Below are 17,119 nucleotides of genomic sequence, written 5' to 3'. Positions count from 1 at the left end.
CGCGGGGGCGGGCTGCGCCGGGTAGCCGGCCGGCTGCGCGCGGAAGGCGTCGAAGGCCGGGGGCTGGGCGGGCGCCGCCTGCTCGTAGGGCCCCCCGCCGTACGGCTGCTGGTACCCCTGCCGCTCGTAGCCGGACTGCTCGTACCCCGGCTGCTCGTAGAGCGGCTGCTCGTAGACCGGCGGCTGCCCGTACTCCGCGGGCCGGCCGTACCCCTGCTCCTGGTACCCGGCCGGCGGGTAGGCCTGCTGCTCCCGGCCCCGGCCGTACGACGGCTGCTCGTACCCCTGCTCGTACCCCTGCCCGTAGGGCTGCTGGTACGGCTGCTGCGGCGGGTACGACTCGGGGTACGCCTGCTGCTGGTACGGCGGGTAGGGCTGCTCGTACGGCTGCTCGTAGGCCTGCCCGTACGGCGGCTCGTACGGCGGCTGCTGCTGGTACGCCTGCGGGTGCTGCCCGGTGGACCAGTCGCCGTCCTCGGGCCCCCTGCGGTCTGCCGTTCCGGTCACGCCGTCCCTCAAGGTCTTCCGTGTGGGCCGGGCTCTCGCCCCGCCGTCGTACGTCCTGGGCCCCTCGGCTCAGCCGGCGTCCAGGTAGAGCGCGCGCTTGTCGATGTACCGCACCACCCCGTCCGGGACCAGGTACCAGACCGGTTCGCCCTTGGCGACCCGCAACCGGCAGTCCGTGGAGGAGATGGCCAGTGCGGGCACCTCGACCAGTGAGACCCCGCCGGCCGGCAGACCCGCGTCCGACAGAGTGTGCCCCGGACGGGTGCATCCGATGAAGTGTGCGAGCGAGAAGAGTTCCTCGGCGTTGCGCCAGGAGAGGATCTGCGCGAGGGCGTCGGCGCCGGTGATGAAGAAGAGGTCGGCCTCGGGGTGCTGCGCCCGCAGGTCGCGCAGGGTGTCCACGGTGTAGGTGGGCCCCTCGCGGTCGATGTCGATCCGGCTGACCGAGAACTGCGGGTTCTCGGCGGTGGCGATCACCGTCATCAGGTAGCGGTCCTCGGCGGCCGAGACCGCCGCGCGGTCCTTCTGCCACGGCTGGCCGGTGGGCACGAAGACCACCTCGTCCAGTTGGAAGGCACTGGCCACCTCACTGGCCGCGACCAGGTGGCCGTGGTGGATCGGGTCGAACGTGCCGCCCATCACACCGAGCCGCTTGCGTCCTGGCCGCACCGCCGCCGCCCTGCTCTCTCCCATGCCGCCACACCTTACGCGACCCGGTTGGCGGGCAGGTGGCCGCGGCCGCCCGGATACGACGAGGGAGCGTCCCGCGACCTGCGGGGCGCCCCCGGTGCGTGCCGGCCGAAGCGGGCGGAGCTCAGCGGTCCCGGTTGAAACGGGTGGTCAGGAAGAGCAGCAGCAGCAGGATGAACAGGGCGCTGCCACCGGTCAGCAACGGGTTGAGGCTGTCGTGGTTGCCGCCCTCGGCGAGGGAGGTCAGGGCGGGCAGAGCGCTCTTGGTCATGTCGGCAGGGCCTTCTCGACTCGGTGGGGGCCAGGACGCGGGTCCCGGTGACCTGGGCGGCCCGCGCGCTCATCGTACGGGGCGGCCCCGTGCAACCGCGCGGCGGCTCCCCGCGTCTGACAGGAGGTGAGCAGTCAGTTGTTCCGGCCGGCGCGCAGCAGGATCCAGGCCAGCAGGCCGACGCCGAGGATCGAGCCGAGGACGATCAGGCGCAGGAAGAGGCCCGGACCGTTCGCGCTGGAGATCGGTGCGGCCAGGTTCACCAGGGCGTCGGGGGACATCGGCGGGCTCCTCGGGGCTGTGTGCGCTCGGAGAACCAGCGTAGACCGGGTCACCGCGGCCCCGGCGCACCACCCCCGAGGGCCGCACCGCGGGGTCGTCGTACGCTGAGCCGGGGACGAGTGCACGCACGCAGGCGTTGAAGGGTCGAAGCGAGCGGGGGCCGGCGATGGGCCGGGACCGGCGTCGAGCAGGAGGTACTCAGCACTATGTCCGATTCCACCCGGGCCGACGGTCCGCTCGGCAAGCCCGCCACGGCCGGCACGCCCAGCCGTCGGCGCCAGCGGTTCCCCGGCATCTCCACCCGTGCCTGGGAGCACCCGGCCGACCGCTCCGCGCTGGTCGCGCTGCGCAAGCTGTCCGGTTTCGACGACATCCTCAAGAAGCTGGCCGGGCTGGTCTCCGAGCGCAGCGTGCGGCTGATGTTCCTGGCGACCGCGGTGAAGACCTCCGAGCGCCAGTACCCCGAGATCTTCAACATGGTCCGGGACGCCGCGTACGTGCTGGACCTCGAACAGGTCCCGGACCTCTACGTGACCCAGGACCCGACCGTCAACGCGATGTGCATCGGCATGGACGCCCCGGTGATCGTGGTGACCACCGGCCTGGTGGACCTGCTCGACGAGGAGGAGCTGCGCGCGGTCATCGGCCACGAGGTCGGCCACGCGATGTCCGGCCACGCGGTCTACCGGACCATGCTGCTGATCCTCACCAACCTGGCCACCAAGGTGGGGTGGATCCCGCTCGGCAACCTGGCGATCATGGGTCTGGTCACCGCGCTGAAGGAGTGGTTCCGCAAGGCCGAACTCTCCTGCGACCGGGCCGGCCTGCTGGCCGGTCAGGACCCGCAGGCCTCGATGCGCGGCCTGATGAAGCTGGCCGGCGGCCACAACCTCGGCGAGATGAACGTGGACGCCTTCCTGGAGCAGGCCGAGGAGTACGACAAGGCCGGCGACCTGCGCGACAGCGTCCTCAAGCTGCTCCAGGTGCTGCCGCAGACCCACCCGTTCGCGGTGGTCCGGGTGGCCCGGCTCAAGCAGTGGTCGGAGGGCGAGGAGTACCGCTCGATCCTGGCCGGCGCCTACCCGCGCCGCGAGGACGACTCGAACGCCACCGTCTCCGACCAGTGGAAGGCGGCCGCCGACTCCTACGGCAAGTCCTTCAAGGAGACCAAGGACCCGCTCTTCACCCTGCTGCGCGACATCGCCGACGGCGCCGGCTCGGTGGGCGGCAAGCTGCGCGACACCTTCACCGGAGCCGGCTCCCGCACCGGCACCGGCGCTCCGGGCGACGGCAAGGAATAGCCCATCGGTGCCGGGTTTCTCCTTTCTGAAGAATTTTCAGGAAGGAGAAACCCGGCATTCGCATTCCCGCCCCGACGGTCCGTCGAATTCCTCCCTATGCTGACGCGCATGCGCATCTGGCACCGGATATCCGTCCGCACCCGCGCCGCGGTGGGCGCCGCCCTGGCCTCGGTACTGGCCTTCGGACTGGCGACGTACTGGGTCGGCCAGGGGGCGTACGACCAGTGGCTGCCCACCGCGCAGGGGCTGGCCCTGAACGACGCCACCTCCCTCGAGTCGGCGCTCGACTTCCAGCAGGTCCTGGTCGACTACCGGCACTCCCCCTACGTCCTGGTCCTCGCGGACGGCACCTGGGCGGCGCACGACGGGCTGGAGGAGTCGCCCTCCCAGCCCGGCTTCCTGCCCCCGCTGGCCCAGGACGTGCCCGTCGGCTACGCCGAGATGGTGCGGATCCACCTGCCGAGCGACGCCTACGACCGCACCGGACCGGTGTCCGCCAGCGCGACCGGGCGCACCGCCACCTTCCTGCGCCGCTCGGGCGGCATGGTCCTCAGCAGCGACCAGCTGGCCGCGCTGACCGCCCGTCGGAGCATCTACCCCAGCGACATCACCCAGCGGGGCCGGCAGGGCCTGACGCCCCAGCGGGTCACCACCTACGTCCTGGTCGACACCACCGAGGCGAGGGCCGCCACCGACCGGGTGACCCGGGAGCTGGGCTGGTACCTGACCCCGGCCGCCTCGCTCTTCGTGGCCGCCGTCGCCTGGCTGGTGACCGGCCTGGCGCTGCGCCCGGTGGAGTCCATCCGCCGCCGGATGGCCGCCATCGGCGAGGGCGCCTTCCACGAACGCGTCCCGGTACCGCCCTCCCGCGACGGCATCGCCCGCCTCGCCGGGACCACCAACGTGACCCTCGACCGGCTCGAACGCGCCCTGACCGAACAGCGCCGGCTCGTCGCCGACGCCTCGCACGAGCTGCGCAGCCCCCTCGCCGCCCTGCGCAGCGCGCTGGAGGTCCCGCTGATCCACCCGCAGCAGGCCGACTGGCCCGGCATCGTGCGCGGCGCCCTCCTCGACACCGAGCGCCTGCAGGAACTCGCCGACGACCTCCTGCTGCTCGCCCGCACCGAGGAAGCCGTCGGCGAGGGCACCGTCGACCTCCACGACCTGGCCACCGAGCAACTCGCCGAACGCGCCCACACCCATCCCCACCTCACCTTCACCGCCGACCTCACCGGCGCCCCCAGCACCGTCCACGGCCGCGAGGTGCTCGTCGGCCGCCTCCTGCGCAACCTCCTCGACAACGCCTCCCGCTACGCCGCGAGCACCGTCCGCCTCACCCTGACGACCGCCGACGGCTGGACCCTGCTCACCGTCACCGACGACGGCCCGGGCATCCCCACCGCCGACCGGGACCGGGTCTTCGACCGCTTCGTGCGCCTGGACACCGACCGCGACCGCCGCACCGGCGGCGCGGGCCTGGGCCTGGCCCTGGTCCGCACCATCGCCCGCTCGCTGGGCGGCACCGCCACCGCCACCGCGTCCCCCACCGGCACCGGCGCCCACCTCGTCATCCGGCTCCCCAGCGGTACACCGTGACCCCACCGCCGACCGCCGCCACCCGGTAACCGGCCGCCGGCAGCGAGGCCAGCACCGCCAGCTGACGCTCCCTCGGCACCGGGAAGTCGCCGGGCACGTCCGGCGAGACGATCCAGCGGGCCACCAGCCGCCCGGCCACCCCCGCCTGCCCCGGCGCGGTGAACTCGGGGAAGAGCGAGACCGTGCAGCGCGCGGTCAGCTGCGGGGCCAGCGAGTTGGCCGCCGCCACCGCCGCCCCGTCCGGGATCACCGCCAGGATGCGCCGCACGGCCCGCACCGCGGCGCCCGGCGGGTCCAGGCAGGGCAGCGGCGCCGTCCCGAGCGCCACCAGCAGGGCGAGTGCGGGTGCCCAGCCGGCGGCCACGCCCGCCGGGCGCCGCCGCGCCGGGGGCACGGGCACGCCGGCCCCCAGCCGGCGCAGCGCGTCCACCAGGGCCACGAAGAGCACCGGCATCAGCACCGCGTTGTAGTGCTGCCCGGCACCCCAGTAGCTGGGGGTCGGGGTCCAGAACCGCCCGGCCAGCGGCGGCACCAGCAGCAGGCACAGCGGCGAGCGCAGCGCCAGGAAGAGGGTCGGGGCCAGCAGCAGGGCCACCGTGCGCCACTTGTCGAGCGGCAGCAGCAGCCGGGTGAGCGGATCGCCACCGTGCCAGCCGCCGTTCGCCAGGTAGGTGTAGGAGCCGCCGGGATTGAGGGCCGGCACCACCACCAGCACGGCCAGCAGGGTCGCCAGCACGGCCGCCGCCACGGCCCCCGCGCCCAGCCGGCGCCGGCCCCGGCAGAAGACGTGGATCCCGATCCCGGCCAGCATCAGCCCCTGGTCCTCCTTCACCAGCAGCAGCGGCAGCGCCCAGCAGACCGCGCCGCGGTAGCGGCCGCGGGCCAGCGCGGCCAGGGCCCAGGCGGTCAGCGGGACGGCCAGCGCCACCTCGTGGAAGTCGAAGGAGTCGGCTCTCCAGAGCCCCCAGGAGAGCCCGTAGGCCAGGCCCACCGCCAGGCCGCGCCCCCGCCCCAGCACTTCGGTGGCCAGCGCGGTGACCGGCACGCAGGAGAGCGCCAGCAGCAGCGCCTGCGCCACCAGCAGCGTGGTCGCGCCGGGGAAGAGCCGGTAGAGCGGCGCCAGCAGGGCCAGCAGCGGGCTGAAGTGGTCGCCCAGCAGGTCGAACCCGACGCCCTTCAGCGGCGCCACCGGCGCGCCGAGCCCCGCGTAGCCGCGCATCCCCTGCTCGAAGATCCCCAGGTCGAAACCGGTGGTCTGCATCCGCCACTGCCGGGGCACCGCGAGCAGCAGGTCGAAAGCGGCGACCGGCGGCACCGGCAGCCAGGAAATCGGCACAATGGACGTGGTGAGTCGTCGGCTATTCACCGGCGCGACGCTAGGGAATTCCCCCTGAAGGAACTCTGAAAGAACCTGAGGATTCGTTCAGAGCGGATTATCCGCGCACATCGGACTATCGCCTTCCAGAGCCGGGGAATTGACTTATCCTGAGCCGATGCGCCTTCTGATGGTCGAGGACGAGGAGCGGCTCGCGCAGTCGCTCAGCCAGGGCCTGCGGGCCGAGGGCTATGTGGTGGACGTGGTCGGCGACGGCCTCGACGGCCTGGAGCGGGCCCGGTCCGGGCAGTACGCGGCGATCGTGCTCGACCTGATGCTGCCCGGCATCAACGGGTTCCGGGTCTGCCAGGAGCTGCGGCGCGACGAGAACCCGGTGCCGATCCTGATGCTCACCGCGAAGAACGGCGAGTACGACGAGGCCGAGGCGCTGGACTGCGGCGCGGACGACTTCCTCAGCAAGCCCTTCTCCTACGTCGTGCTGACCGCCCGGCTGCGCGCCCTGCTGCGCCGCGGCGCCGCCACCCGCCCCACCGTGCTGGGCGTGGCCGACCTGCGGATCGACCCGGCCGCCCGCCGGTGCGCGGTGGGCGGACAGGCGTTGCGGCTGACCGCCAAGGAGTTCGGGGTGCTGGAGTGCCTGGCCCGCCGCCCCGACCAGGCGGTGCCCAAGACCGAGATCCTGGACGCGGTCTGGGACTCGGCCTTCAGCGGCGACGTCAACATCGTCGAGGTCTACATCGCCGCGCTGCGCCGCAAGCTGGACGGGGCCGGCGCCCACTGCGTCATCGAGACCGTGCGCGGCATCGGCTACCGGCTGGTGCCCGACGAGCGGTGAGGGCCACCCGGACCCGGTGGTCAGCCGCCGGTGGGGCCCGCCAGCACCGCGCACTGCTGCCAGGCCGGGTGCGAGCGGTCGGCCGGGTCGACCGCGCCGGGCTGCCCGCCGAGCGGACCCACCGCGCCGACCGGCAGCGGCTGCAGGTACTCCGCCTGCCCCGCCCCGCAGGCGGTCGGGCCGGCCTGCACGACCGAGTCGACCAGCCGCACCTGGTCGGCCGCGATGTCGGTGCGGTCCAGGTCGAAGCGCAGCTCGCGGCGGACCTCGTAGAGGCTCACCGGCGCCCCCGTCGCGTTGCCGGCCGGGCGCAGCGCGTAGACCAGCGTGTGGTCGGTGGTGATCTCCAGCGTGGAGGGGTCGGCCTCGGAGACCTTGACACTGCCCGCCACCTTGACGGTGTTCGAGGCCAGCGCGATCTTCTGCGGGTCGAAGCGGATCATCCAGCCGGTCACCGTGTGGTGCTGGTCGTCGCCGGGCGCGGTCACGCTCTGGTCGAACTGGGCCTGCTCGGCGGGGTCCAGCAGGGCCCGCACCGACTCGGTCTCGCCCTGGACCAGCACGACCGGGGCCAGCATCGAGAGCGTCAGGTAACGCTGGACGGTGTTCAGCGCCTCGCTGACCTGGGCCTGGCTGAAGTGGGCGGTGGCCGCCCGAGCGGTCGGCAGGCCCAGCCCCGCGCTGCCGTCGGCGTACCCGGCGGCCGCACTCAGCTTGGCGAACGGCGCTGCCGGCTCCACGGTGGCCACCGAGCCGGCGGCCGGGACCAGGGCGGTCAGCTCGGCGGTCAGCTCGCTGCCCGCCGCCAGCGAGGGCTCGCGCTGCGGGGAGGTGACGCCGAAGTACACCGCGGCGCCGAAGGCCATCACGATCAGCAGCAGCAGCGTCAGCGCCTGGCGCGGCAGCGAGGAGAGCAGGCCCAGACCCATCCGACGGCGCACCGGGTGGGCCGCCCCGCCGCCGAGCCGTTCACTGGCCGACAGCTCCTGGATCCGCGCAGCCCGTACGAAGGACTCGTCGAAGACGACGGATCGGTACTCGTCATCGCTTCCGGAACCGCCCTCGGGCGCACCCTCCGGAGGCTCACCCGGGTCACCCATGCTTCAAGAGTAGAGCGCGGGCCGGGCCCGGTACGAGGTCCGGGACGCAACTTCCGCGTCCGGCCGCCCGCGCGGCCGGGCTCACCCCGTGGGCTGTGGGACGGCCACCGCGCCGGCACTGGCCGGGACGCCGGGCGGCGGGGTGGGCGCGACGCTGGTGGTGCCGACCTGCGGGCGCCGGCCGGGGCCCGTACCGGGGCCACCGGCGCCGCGGTAGACCGCCGCCACGGCGACCGCCACCACCCCGACGCCCATCACGACCACCAGCACCCAGGCCAGTGGCCGGTGCCAGCGCTGCTGGGCGACCTGGCCGCGGCCGAAGACGTCCCGCTCGGCGTGGCCGGGCCGCAGGGTGATCCGGCGCCGGCCGGGACCGCGGCCCGAGCCGACCCAGGGATCGGTGTAGATCCGGTCGTCGTCGAGGCCGGTGGGGTGCGGGCGCAGCTCCAGCGGCAGCCCCTCGTACCGGTCGGGTCCCGGATCGCGTCCCCGGCCCGGTGCGCCCGGCTCCGGCTCGAACCGGGCCTCGGCGGCGGCCAGCTGCCGCTCCCTGGCGCTGGGCTCGTGCACGGCGGCGGAACGGACGAAGGCCTCATCAAGGACCACGGTGGCGAACTCGTCGTCCGCACCACCGTGGTCGGCGCCGTCGGAGTACGGCGAGCCCCCCACATCCTCTGCCACGGGATTCAGCGTATTACCGGGCGAGCGATTTGTCTGTGCCTCCCGGCACTTGAGCCCGAACGGAGCTGACGACTTCACCCGCCGACGGTCTGCCGGTCCTCGCCGCGCACGTGGCCGTCACCTGTGACGATGTACTTGGTGGAGGTCAGCTCGGGCAGGCCCATCGGGCCGCGGGCGTGCAGCTTCTGGGTCGAGATGCCGATCTCCGCGCCGAAGCCGAACTCACTCCCGTCGGTGAAGCGGGTCGAGGCGTTGACCGCGACCGTGGTCGAGTCGACCAGCTGGGTGAACCGGCGGGCCGCGGCCTGCGAGGTGGTCACGATCGCCTCGGTGTGCCCGGAGGACCAGCGGCGGATGTGCTCCACGGCGGCCTCCAGCGAGGGCACCACGGCCGCCGCGAGGTCCAGCGAGAGGTACTCGGCGCCCCAGTCCTCGTCGGTCGCCGCCACCACGGTGGCCGGCGAGCCGACGGCCGCCTTGAGCACCGCCTCGTCCCCGTGCACGGTGACCCCCGCCTCGGCCAGCGCGGCCAGCGCCAGCGGCAGGAACTCCTCGGCCACGTCCTGGTGGACCAGCAGGGTCTCCGCCGCGTTGCAGACGCTGACCCGCTGGGCCTTGGAGTTCAGCAGGATGCCCACCGCCATCGCCAGGTCGGTGCGGGCGTCCACGTAGACGTGGCAGTTGCCGGTGCCGGTCTCGATCACCGGCACGGTGGAGCCCTCCACCACGGTCCTGATCAGCGCGGCGCCGCCGCGCGGGATCAGCACGTCCACCAGGCCGCGGGCGCGCATCAGCTCGGTGACCGACTCCCGGCTCTCGCCCGGCACCAGCTGGATCACGTCGGCCGGCAGGCCGGCGGCGGCCACCGCGTCGCGCAGCACCGCCACCAGCGCGGTGTTCGACCGGTACGCGGAGGCCGAGCCGCGCAGCAGCACCGCGTTGCCGGACTTGAGGCAGAGCGCGGCGGCGTCCACCGTGACGTTCGGCCGGGCCTCGTAGATGATGCCCACCACGCCCAGCGGGACCCGCACCTGACGGACGTCCAGCCCGTTGGGCAGCGTGTAGCCGCGCACCACCTCGCCGACCGGGTCGGGCAGCGCCACCACCCCGCGCACGTCGGCGGCGATCGCGGCGATCCGCTCCCCGGTCAGGGCGAGCCGGTCCACCACCGACTCCGCGGTGCCGGCCGCGCGGGCGCGCGCGACGTCCTCGGCGTTGGCGGCGGTGATCTCGGCCGACCGGGCCAGCAGGGCCTCGGCGATCGCCAGCAGCGCGGCGTCCTTGGCCGAGCGCGGCAGCGGGGCGAGTACGGCGGCGGCCGCACGGGCGCGGCGCGCGGCGGCGAGGACGGGGCTGTCGATGCTCATGCCCTGAAGGGTAACCACTGCCGGTCCCCGCACCGCGCCGCGATCACCCGGTGAGACGGCCAGGCGGCGCCACCGGGCACGGGCGCACGGGTGCGCGCCGCCCAGGCGCACGGGTGCGCGCCGCTCAGGTGTACGGGTGCACACCGCCCAGCTGCGGGGCCGGCCCGCCGAACCCCTCGGTGATCCGCTGGTGGTAGGTGGCCCGGTCCACCACCTCCAGCCCGACGATCTCCCAGGGCGGCAGCTTGGCGGTGGCCTTGTGCTCGCCCCACAGCCGCAGCGCCATGGCCGCGGCGTCGTGCAGGTCGCGGGCCTGCTCCCAGTAGCGGATCTCGGCGTGGTCGGCCGCGTAGCGGGCGGTCAGGAAGAAGGAGTGGTCGTGGGCGAGCCGTTCCAGGGCGGCCCGCAGGTCACCCAGTACGGTCGCCTCGCCCGCCACGCTGAGCACCACGTGCCAGAGTCTGATCTGTTCGGAGGCGGCGCGGGCGGCGGCGGCCGCCTCGCGGTCCTCGGCACCGGCCGTCGCCATCGGGCGCAGCTCCCGCACGGTGGCGCCGCGCTCCCCTGCCGCCGCTCCCTCGTTCCTGCGTCCCACCGGCGTCCTCCTGTGCGGCGCTGGTTCCTGCCGGGCCCGGACGGGCCGCGGGCGGGGCCGCCCCGGCCGGTGCTCGGACAGGCCGTCAGCCGCGCAGCACGACCAGGTCGTCCCGGTGGATGACCTCGCGCTCGTACGCGGCGCCGAGCTCCTGGGCCAGGTCGCGGGTGGACCGGCCGAGCAGGCGGGGCAGCTCCCTCGCATCAAAGTTGACCAGCCCACGCGCCACGATGTGACCGTTTTCGGCAAGAAGGTCGACCGGATCACCCGCGGCGAACTCGCCGTCCACCTGGGTGACCCCGGCCGGCAGCAGCGACTTGCCGCCCTCGACCACGGCGCGCACCGCGCCGGCGTCCAGGTGCAGGGCGCCGCGCGGGCTGCTGGCGTGCGCCAGCCAGAGCAGCCGGTCCGCGGTGCGCGAGCCGGTGCGGGTGAAGAGCGTGCCGGTGGCCCGGCCGGCCAGCGCGTCAGCGGCGTGCCGGGCGGCGGTGAGCACCACCGGGATGCCGGCGCCGGTGGCGATCCGGGCCGCCTCGACCTTGGTGACCATGCCGCCGGTGCCCACCCCGGCCTTGCCGGTGCTGCCGATCTCCAGCCCGGCCAGGTCCTGCGGGCCGCGCACCTCGTCGATCCGCCGGGTGCCGGGGCGGCTGGGGTCGCCGTCGTAGAGACCGTCGACGTCGGAGAGCAGCACCAGCAGGTCGGCCCGGACCAGGTGGGCGACCAGGGCGGCGAGCCGGTCGTTGTCCCCGAACTTGATCTCGGCGGTGGCCACCGTGTCGTTCTCGTTGACGACCGGCACCGCGCCCATCGCCAGCAGCTGGTCCAGGGTGCGGTAGGCGTTGCGGTAGTGCGCCCGCCGGCTGGCGTCCTCGGCGGTGAGCAGCACCTGGCCCACCCGGCGCCCGTAGCGGGCGAAGGAGGCGGTGTAACGGGCCACCAGCAGGCCCTGGCCCACGCTGGCGGCGGCCTGCTGGCGGGCCAGGTCGGCGGGGCGCCGCTCCAGACCGAGCGGGGCCAGGCCGGCGGCGATCGCACCGGAGGAGACCAGCACGATCTCCGGGGCCCGGGGGCGGGCGAGGGCCGTGGCCAGCGCGTCGACCAGGGCGTCCACCCGGTCCGCGTCCAGTCCGCCGGCCGCCGTGGTGAGCGAGGAGGAGCCGACCTTGACCACGATCCGCCGCGCGCTCAGCACGTCCTGACGCAGCGTCCGATCGGTGGGCACGCTCTGGTCGGTCATCGTGTTCCTCGCTGTCCCGGTCCGGTCTCCCGCGCAATCTACGCGAAAACCCGGACCGGCCCACAGCCGGTGTCACCCGGTGGACGCGGCCACCGGGCCCCGCCGTGGCGGGCGACGTCGGTGCTACGCGTCGTCGTCGCTCTCGTCGAGCTCGGCCGGGCGGCCGGAGGAGAGCGCCTCGAAGGCCTCGAACTCGGCCTCGGCGGCGTCGCGGCCCTTCTCCTTCTCGCGGCGGCGGTCGACGGCGGGACGCGGCGCCTCGAGGCGGTGGTCCTCGCCACGGCGGCCGAGCATCTCGGCGCCGGCGGCCATGGTCGGCTCCCAGTCGAAGACGACCGCGTTCTCCTCGGCGCCGATGATGACCGTGTCACCCTCGTGGGCGCCGATCTTCCACAGCTTGTCCTCGACGCCGAGCCGGGCCAGCCGGTCGGCGAGGTAGCCGACGGCCTCGTCGTTGGAGAAGTCGGTCTGGCGCACCCAGCGCTCCGGCTTGATGCCGCGCACCCGGTAGGCGCCGTCCTCCTCGGTGACCGTGAAGCCCTGGTCGTCCACGGCGGTGGGCCGCAGGATGATCCGGGTGGACTCCTCGACCGGCTTGGCCGCGCGCGCCTCGGCGACGATGCCGGCCAGCGCGAAGTTCAGCTCGCGCAGACCCGAGCGGGAGGCCGCGGAGACCTCGAAGACCCGGTAGCCGTGCTCCTCCAGCGAGGTGCGGGTGAGGTCGGCGATGTCCTGGCCGTCCGGGACGTCGACCTTGTTGAGCGCGACCAGTCGCGGCCGGTCCTCCAGACCGCCGTACTGGGCCAGCTCGGCCTCGATGGTCTCCAGGTCGGTGAGCGGGTCGCGGCCCGGCTCCAGCGTCGCGCAGTCCAGCACGTGCACCAGCACCGAGCAGCGCTCGACGTGCCGCAGGAACTCCAGGCCCAGGCCCTTGCCCTGGCTGGCGCCCGGGATCAGGCCGGGGACGTCGGCGATGGTGTAGACGATGTCGCCGGCGGTGACCACGCCCAGGTTGGGGATCAGGGTGGTGAAGGGGTAGTCGGCGATCTTCGGCTTGGCCGCCGAGAGCACCGAGATCAGCGAGGACTTGCCGGCGCTCGGGTAGCCCACCAGGGCCACGTCGGCGACCGACTTGAGCTCCATGACGATGTCACGGGCCTCGCCCGGCTCGCCGAGCAGCGCGAAGCCGGGGGCCTTGCGACGGGCCGAGGAGAGCGCCGAGTTGCCCAGGCCGCCGCGGCCGCCGGCGGCCGCCACGAAGGTGGTGCCGTGGCCGACCAGGTCGCCCAGCACGTTGCCCTGCCGGTCCAGCACCACGGTGCCGTCCGGCACCGGCAGCACGATGTCCTCGCCGTTGGCGCCGGTGCGGTGACCGCCCGCGCCCGGCTTGCCGTTGCCGGCCTTGCGCTTGGGCGAGTGGTGGTACTCGAGCAGGGTGGTGACGTTGGCGTCCACCACCAGGGTGACGCTGCCGCCCTCCCCGCCGTTGCCGCCGTCCGGGCCGCCCAGCGGCTTGAACTTCTCCCGGTGTACGGAGGCGCAGCCGTGGCCCCCGTTACCCGCGGCGACGTGCAGTTCGACGCGGTCCACGAAGGTGGTCATGACGGGTGCCTCCAAAACAGGGGGATGTACGAGCGGTTAAAACGGCGAGGGTGGACCGGATCATTCCGGTCCACCCTCCAGAATCCCACCCGAGCCGCTGACGCGGCGTCAGGGGACTCAGGCCTCGACGGCCACGATGTTGACGACCTTGCGGCCGCGACGGGTGCCGAACTCGACCGCACCGGCGGTCAGCGCGAACAGGGTGTCGTCGCCACCGCGACCGACGCCCGCGCCCGGGTGGAAGTGCGTGCCGCGCTGGCGGACGAGGATCTCGCCGGCGCTGACGACCTGGCCGCCGAAGCGCTTCACGCCGAGGCGCTGGGCGTTCGAGTCACGGCCGTTACGGGTAGAGCTTGCGCCCTTCTTGTGTGCCATCTCGCAATCCCCTTACTTACTTCGCGGTGTCGATGCTGGTGACGCGGATGGCGGTGTGGCGCTGACGGTGACCCTGGCGCCGACGGTAGCCGGTCTTGTTCTTGTAACGAAGGATGATGATCTTCTCACCCTTGGTGTGGTCGACGACCTCGGCGTGGACCTTGATGCCGGCCAGGACCCACGGGTCGGAGGTGACGGCCTCGCCGTCGACGACCAGGATGGTCGAGAGCTCCACCGAGTCACCCGGCTTGACGTCAACGCGGTCAATCTCCAGCACGTCGCCGACGGCGACCTTGTGCTGGCGGCCGCCGGCGCGAACGATCGCGTACATGCGGTACCTGCTTTCTTGCTCGGTCGGAACTCTCGATGCCAGCCACCTGGGTATGGACACAGGGGCCTCCCCCGTTCCTTCTCGCGAAGGTCCGGGAGGTGATCTGCTCGGGAGCGTGGCGTGAACACATAGACACGCCAAGGGTCAAGAATACGGACCGGCCGCCACAAGGGCAAACCGGACCCTACGAGCGCGGGGCGGTCCGACTGGACCGCCCCGCGCCCGGGCTCACTCGGCCGCCGAATCACCCTCGGCGGCAGCCGCCTTCTTGGCCGCCGCGCTGGTCCGCTTGGTCGCGGTCTTGCGGGCGGTGGTCTTCTTCGCCGCGGTCGTCGTCTTCTTGGCGGCGACCGTCTTCTTGGCGGCGGCCTTGCGCGGCGCCCGCTTCTTGGGGGCCACGGCCTCCTCCTCGACGGCCTCCTCGGCGGCGGTCTCGGCCTCCTCGACCGGCTGCTCGACCGGCGCCGGCTCGAGGGCCTGCTCGGCCTCCTCGACCGGCTCCGCCTCGGCGGCCTTCGGCGCGGCGGCGGCCAGGGCGGCCTCCACCACGGCCTCGGCGCGCGACTGCAGCACCACGATCTCGGCCTCGCCCGGGGCCCCCGCCGGAGCGGTGGCCTTGCGCACCGCACGGCGGCGGGTGCGGCCACCGGCCGGTGCGGCGGGCGGGATCTCGACCAGGCTCGGCTGCTCGACCGGCGCCGCGGCCGCCACCTCCGGCTGGGCCTCGACCTCGGCCTCGGCCGCCGGAACCTCGACGGCGAGCTGCTCGGCCGGCTCGTCGCGGCTCACCAGCTCGAACTCCTCGTGCTCGTGGTCGCCCTCGGCCGCCTCGTGCTCGGCGCCCTCGTCGTCCAGCAGGTGCGGCTGCGGCTCGTCCTGAGCGGCCCCGCCCTTGCCCCGGCGGCGGCGCTTGCCGCCTCCGGTGGCCTCACCGTGCAGGGCCACCGCGCCACCGCCGCCACCGGGGGCGGTCGGCTGCTCCATGTGGACGATCACGCCACGGCCGTTGCAGTGCACGCAGGACTCCGAGAAGGACTCCAGCAGGCCCTGGCCGACCCGCTTGCGGGTCATCTGCACCAGGCCCAGCGAGGTGACCTCGGCCACCTGGTGCTTGGTGCGGTCGCGGCCCAGGCACTCCAGCAGGCGGCGCAGCACCAGGTCGCGGTTGGACTCCAGGACCATGTCGATGAAGTCGATGACGATGATGCCGCCGAGGTCGCGCAGCCGCAGCTGGCGGACGATCTCCTCGGCCGCCTCGATGTTGTTGCGGGTGACGGTCTCCTCGAGGTTGCCGCCCTGGCCGACGAACTTGCCGGTGTTGACGTCGACCACGATCATCGCTTCGGTCCGGTCGATCACCAGCGAACCGCCGCTCGGCAGCCAGACCTTGCGGTCCAGCGCCTTCATCAGCTGCTCGTCGATCCGGTAGGTGGCGAAGACGTCGACGTTGGACGTCCACTTCTGCAGCCGGTCCACCAGGTCCGGGGCCACCCCGCCGACGTAGTCGTGGATGGTGGTCCACGCCTCGTTGCCGGAGACGATGACCTTGGTGAAGTCCTCGTTGAAGATGTCGCGGACCACCCGCACGGTCATGTCCGGCTCGCCGTACAGCAGGGTGGGCGCGTTGCCGCTGGAGGCCCGCTTCTGGATCTCCTCCCACTGCGCCTGCAGGCGCTGCACGTCACGCGTCAGCTCGTCCTCGCTGGCGCCCTCGGCGGCGGTGCGCACGATGACGCCCGCGTCGTCCGGGACGATCTTCTTGAGGATCTGCTTGAGGCGGGCCCGCTCGTTCTCGGGCAGCTTGCGGCTGATGCCGGTCATCGAGCCCTCGGGCACGTAGACCAGGTAGCGGCCGGGCAGCGAGATCTGGCTGGTCAGCCGGGCGCCCTTGTGACCGATCGGGTCCTTGGAGACCTGCACCAGCACGGACTGGCCCGACTTCAGCACCGACTCGATGCGGCGCGGGCCGCTGTGGCCGAGCTGGCCGAAGTTCACCTCACCGGCGTACAGCACCGCGTTGCGGCCCTTGCCGATGTCGACGAAGGCGGCCTCCATGGACGGCAGCACGTTCTGGACCTTGCCCAGGTAGACGTTGCCGACGTAGCTGGTGGCCTGCTCCTTGTTGACATAGTGCTCGACCAGCACGCCGTCCTCCAGGACGCCGATCTGGGTGCGCTCGCCGTTCTGCCGGACCACCATCACGCGCTCCACCGACTCGCGGCGGGCCAGGAACTCGGCCTCGGTGATGATCGGCACCCGGCGGCGGCCCAGCTCGCGGCCCTCACGGCGGCGCTGCTTCTTGGCCTCCAGGCGGGTGGAGCCCTTGATCGACTGCACCTCGTCCGGGTCGAAGGACGGCTCGGTGGAGCGGCGGCGCGGCTCGCGGACCTTCACGACCGTGCGCACGCCGTCCTCGGCGTTCTCGGTCGGCTCCGCGCCGGAGTCGCCACTGCGACGGCGGCGGCGACGGCGGCGACGCGAGGAGGCCAGGCCGTTGGCCAGCTCGTCCTCCTCGTCCTCCTCGTCCTCGACCGCGTCCTCGGCGCCCTCCTGCACGGCCCCGGCGGGCTCGGCCGCCTGCTGCTCGGTCTCCTGGGCCTCGTTCTCGAAGTCCTCGGACTCGCCGCGACGGCGGCGACGGCCACCGCGACGGCGGCGGCGCGAGGACGGACGGCCGTCCTCCTCCCACTCCGCCTCCTGGTCCGGGCCCTGGGCGGGCGCGACCTCGGCGACCTGGAGCGGCTGGGCCGGCTCGGCGACGACGACCGGCTCGACCGGGGCCGGGGCCTGGACCTTGGCGGGGGCCGGCGGCTGGGCCTGGGCCTTGGCGGCCTGCCCGCGGGACGCCTGGCCCCGCGAGGCCTGCCGGCCACCGGCCTGGGTGCCCACCCGGACCTGGGTGCGGTTGCGGCGGCGACGGCCGACACCGCTGTACTCGAACTCGTCGTCCTCGCCGGCGCCCTCCTCGGCGGCGGGCGCCGAGGGCGTCGCGGCCGGGGCGGCGGCAGCG

The 17,119-nt window shown here is 73.6% G+C and carries 16 protein-coding genes and 1 pseudogene; 3 read left to right on the top strand and 14 right to left on the bottom strand.

Annotation, left to right across the window (positions count from 1 at the left end; all coding sequences use genetic code 11):
* The 4 genes and pseudogenes from ABD323_RS32855 to ABD323_RS32840 form a co-directional block, all read right to left on the bottom strand.
* Window positions 1–507, bottom strand: a pseudogene (locus ABD323_RS32855) (hypothetical protein); the annotation flags it as partial.
* A 69-nt stretch (window positions 508–576) separates the two neighbouring features.
* On the bottom strand, window positions 577–1,200 hold the full coding sequence (gene nadD / locus ABD323_RS32850) for a nicotinate-nucleotide adenylyltransferase (RefSeq protein ID WP_344445708.1): 624 nt from the start codon (window positions 1,198–1,200) through the stop codon (window positions 577–579).
* Window positions 1,201–1,321: 121 nt separating this feature from the next.
* Window positions 1,322–1,468 carry a hypothetical protein gene (locus ABD323_RS32845; RefSeq protein WP_344445707.1) on the bottom strand — a complete coding sequence of 49 codons (147 nt, stop codon included), beginning with the start codon at window positions 1,466–1,468 and terminating at the stop codon, window positions 1,322–1,324.
* A 134-nt stretch (window positions 1,469–1,602) separates the two neighbouring features.
* Window positions 1,603–1,749, bottom strand: a complete 147-nt coding sequence (locus ABD323_RS32840; protein WP_344445706.1) for a hypothetical protein — start codon at window positions 1,747–1,749, stop codon at window positions 1,603–1,605.
* 207 nt (window positions 1,750–1,956) lie between these two features.
* Between ABD323_RS32840 and ABD323_RS32835 the strand changes: the two genes are divergently transcribed.
* Window positions 1,957–3,051 (top strand): M48 family metallopeptidase, encoded by a 1,095-nt coding sequence (locus ABD323_RS32835; RefSeq protein WP_344445705.1) that lies wholly within the window; start codon window positions 1,957–1,959, stop codon window positions 3,049–3,051.
* 108 nt (window positions 3,052–3,159) lie between these two features.
* Entirely contained in the window at window positions 3,160–4,647 is a 1,488-nt protein-coding gene (locus tag ABD323_RS32830; protein WP_344445704.1) for a sensor histidine kinase, read from the top strand.
* On the opposite strand, the gene ABD323_RS32825 is transcribed toward ABD323_RS32830, so the two are convergent.
* Window positions 4,619–5,983, bottom strand: coding sequence for a DUF2079 domain-containing protein (locus ABD323_RS32825; protein WP_344445703.1), 1,365 nt, complete (start codon window positions 5,981–5,983; stop codon window positions 4,619–4,621). The genes ABD323_RS32830 and ABD323_RS32825 overlap by 29 nt on opposite strands.
* 157 nt (window positions 5,984–6,140) lie before the next feature.
* On the opposite strand from ABD323_RS32825, the gene ABD323_RS32820 reads away from it, so the two are divergent.
* Window positions 6,141–6,818: a response regulator transcription factor gene (locus ABD323_RS32820; protein WP_344445702.1), complete on the top strand. Its 678-nt coding sequence runs from the start codon at window positions 6,141–6,143 to the stop codon at window positions 6,816–6,818.
* Window positions 6,819–6,838: 20 nt separating this feature from the next.
* Here the strand turns inward: ABD323_RS32820 and ABD323_RS32815 are convergent, their stop codons facing one another.
* The 9 genes from ABD323_RS32815 to ABD323_RS32775 form a co-directional block, all read right to left on the bottom strand.
* On the bottom strand, window positions 6,839–7,918 hold the full coding sequence (locus ABD323_RS32815; RefSeq protein WP_344445701.1) for an SCO2583 family membrane protein: 1,080 nt from the start codon (window positions 7,916–7,918) through the stop codon (window positions 6,839–6,841).
* Between the two features lie 81 nt (window positions 7,919–7,999).
* Window positions 8,000–8,599, bottom strand: a complete 600-nt coding sequence (locus ABD323_RS32810) for an SCO2584 family spore wall biosynthesis protein (RefSeq protein ID WP_344445700.1) — start codon at window positions 8,597–8,599, stop codon at window positions 8,000–8,002.
* Window positions 8,600–8,673: 74 nt separating this feature from the next.
* Window positions 8,674–9,966, bottom strand: coding sequence for a glutamate-5-semialdehyde dehydrogenase (locus tag ABD323_RS32805; RefSeq protein ID WP_344445699.1), 1,293 nt, complete (start codon window positions 9,964–9,966; stop codon window positions 8,674–8,676).
* Between the two features lie 124 nt (window positions 9,967–10,090).
* The gene (locus ABD323_RS32800; RefSeq protein WP_425556245.1) at window positions 10,091–10,561 is read right to left on the bottom strand and encodes a hypothetical protein; all 471 of its coding nucleotides are present in this window, start codon (window positions 10,559–10,561) and stop codon (window positions 10,091–10,093) included.
* 85 nt (window positions 10,562–10,646) lie between these two features.
* Entirely contained in the window at window positions 10,647–11,801 is a 1,155-nt protein-coding gene (gene proB, locus ABD323_RS32795; protein ID WP_344445698.1) for a glutamate 5-kinase, read from the bottom strand.
* Window positions 11,802–11,924: 123 nt separating this feature from the next.
* Window positions 11,925–13,403, bottom strand: a complete 1,479-nt coding sequence (gene obgE, locus ABD323_RS32790) for a GTPase ObgE (protein ID WP_344445697.1) — start codon at window positions 13,401–13,403, stop codon at window positions 11,925–11,927.
* Between the two features lie 117 nt (window positions 13,404–13,520).
* Window positions 13,521–13,778 (bottom strand): 50S ribosomal protein L27, encoded by a 258-nt coding sequence (gene rpmA, locus ABD323_RS32785; RefSeq protein WP_344445696.1) that lies wholly within the window; start codon window positions 13,776–13,778, stop codon window positions 13,521–13,523.
* Window positions 13,779–13,794: 16 nt separating this feature from the next.
* The gene (rplU, locus tag ABD323_RS32780) at window positions 13,795–14,109 is read right to left on the bottom strand and encodes a 50S ribosomal protein L21 (protein WP_344445695.1); all 315 of its coding nucleotides are present in this window, start codon (window positions 14,107–14,109) and stop codon (window positions 13,795–13,797) included.
* Window positions 14,110–14,337: 228 nt separating this feature from the next.
* The coding region (locus ABD323_RS32775; RefSeq protein WP_344445694.1) for an Rne/Rng family ribonuclease at window positions 14,338–17,119 on the bottom strand (2,782 nt) is incomplete at its 5' end.

Source organism: Kitasatospora nipponensis (assembly GCF_039528135.1).
GTDB classification, from domain to species: domain Bacteria; phylum Actinomycetota; class Actinomycetes; order Streptomycetales; family Streptomycetaceae; genus Kitasatospora; species Kitasatospora nipponensis.
This window is presented reverse-complemented; position numbering and strand designations above follow the sequence as displayed.